We start from the raw sequence: 1,505 nt of genomic DNA, 5'->3' as shown, positions 1-1,505 counted from the left end.
GAGATTTCCCATTACGCAAGTAAGTAAGATCCCTCAAAGAAGATGAGGTGGATAGGTCCGGGGTGGAAGCGTGGCGACACGTGCAGCTGACGGATACTAATCGATCGAGGACTTAACCTTAAGTTATTTAAGTACGGTTGAACCTGAAGTTCAGCAACAATGTTGGTTTTATCCGGTTTTGAACGAACAAGAGTCGTTCATAGTACTTTTATTAAAAAAGTACTTGTAAATCTATAGAGAATTGGTATAATGATTAATGTCCTTGAAAAGGATGTTACAAGTCTGGTGACGACGGCGAAGAGGTCACACCCGTTCCCATACCGAACACGGAAGTTAAGCTCTTCAGCGCTGATGGTAGTAGGGGGCTTCCCCCTGTGAGAGTAAGACGTCGCCGGGCTTGTCAATTCCCTATAGCTATAGGAATTACAATTGGAGGATTAGCTCAGCTGGGAGAGCACCTGCCTTACAAGCAGGGGGTCGGCGGTTCGAACCCGTCATCCTCCACCATAATATTTTGATATACTTCTTATGTGCCGGTGTAGCTCAGTTGGTAGAGCAACTGACTTGTAATCAGTAGGTCGTGGGTTCGACTCCTATCGCCGGCACCACTTTATTTTTCGAGCCATTAGCTCAGTCGGTAGAGCATCTGACTTTTAATCAGAGGGTCGCAGGTTCGAATCCTGCATGGCTCACCATTTTTACTTTTTGACTTTGATTTTAATATGCGGGTGTGGTGGAACTGGCAGACACGCTAGACTTAGGATCTAGTGCCGTAAGGCGTGGGGGTTCGACTCCCTTCACCCGCACTTTTTTCGCGGAAGTAGTTCAGTGGTAGAATACGACCTTGCCAAGGTCGGGGTCGCGGGTTCGAATCCCGTCTTCCGCTCCATTTACTTGCGCCGGGGTGGCGGAACTGGCAGACGCACAGGACTTAAAATCCTGCGGTAGGTGACTACCGTACCGGTTCGATTCCGGTTCTCGGCACCAATACTGTGTCTCATTTAAATGAATAGGCGCCCGTAGCTCAATTGGATAGAGCGTCTGACTACGGATCAGAAGGTTGTGGATTCGACTTCTGCCGGGCGCGCCATTAACTTTATAAATATCGGGAAGTAGCTCAGCTTGGTAGAGCACTTGGTTTGGGACCAAGGGGTCGCAGGTTCGAATCCTGTCTTCCCGACCACTTTTTATTCCGGGGCCTTAGCTCAGCTGGGAGAGCGCCTGCCTTGCACGCAGGAGGTCAGCGGTTCGATCCCGCTAGGCTCCACCATATGAACCTTGAAAACTGAACAGCAAAACGTCAACAAATAAAGTTCTGGAGCCGATCCTGTCGGTGAAAAGAACAAACGAATCTTCGGATTCAAATTGACATCTTAAATGATGCCAGCAAGAAACTCGAGCTACTCGAATTTCTCTATTATGGAGAGTTTGATCCTGGCTCAGGACGAACGCTGGCGGCGTGCCTAATACATGCAAGTCGAGCGGATTGACGGGAGCTTGCTCCC

The 1,505-nt window shown here is 49.0% G+C and carries 9 tRNA genes and 3 rRNA genes; all 12 read left to right on the top strand.

Going from position 1 to position 1,505, the window contains the following annotated elements:
- A 23S ribosomal RNA gene (locus M3191_RS18110) occupies positions 1 to 120 on the top strand; the annotation flags it as partial.
- A 161-nt stretch (positions 121 to 281) separates the two neighbouring features.
- Positions 282 to 397 (top strand): 5S ribosomal RNA (gene rrf, locus M3191_RS18105).
- A 34-nt stretch (positions 398 to 431) separates the two neighbouring features.
- Positions 432 to 507 (top strand) — tRNA-Val (locus M3191_RS18100).
- A 25-nt stretch (positions 508 to 532) separates the two neighbouring features.
- A tRNA-Thr gene (locus tag M3191_RS18095) sits at positions 533 to 608 on the top strand.
- Between the two features lie 11 nt (positions 609 to 619).
- Positions 620 to 695, top strand: a tRNA-Lys gene (locus M3191_RS18090).
- Between the two features lie 29 nt (positions 696 to 724).
- Positions 725 to 806: transfer RNA gene (locus tag M3191_RS18085), tRNA-Leu, on the top strand.
- Positions 807 to 814: 8 nt separating this feature from the next.
- Positions 815 to 889 (top strand) — tRNA-Gly (locus tag M3191_RS18080).
- Positions 890 to 898: 9 nt separating this feature from the next.
- A tRNA-Leu gene (locus M3191_RS18075) sits at positions 899 to 987 on the top strand.
- Between the two features lie 26 nt (positions 988 to 1,013).
- A tRNA-Arg gene (locus tag M3191_RS18070) sits at positions 1,014 to 1,090 on the top strand.
- A 16-nt stretch (positions 1,091 to 1,106) separates the two neighbouring features.
- Positions 1,107 to 1,183 (top strand) — tRNA-Pro (locus M3191_RS18065).
- Positions 1,184 to 1,194: 11 nt separating this feature from the next.
- Positions 1,195 to 1,270, top strand: a tRNA-Ala gene (locus M3191_RS18060).
- A gap of 146 nt (positions 1,271 to 1,416) precedes the next feature.
- A 16S ribosomal RNA gene (locus M3191_RS18055) occupies positions 1,417 to 1,505 on the top strand; the annotation flags it as partial.

Origin of the sequence: Sporosarcina luteola (genome assembly GCF_023715535.1) — a bacterium.
GTDB classification, from domain to species: domain Bacteria; phylum Bacillota; class Bacilli; order Bacillales_A; family Planococcaceae; genus Sporosarcina; species Sporosarcina luteola_B.
This window is presented reverse-complemented; position numbering and strand designations above follow the sequence as displayed.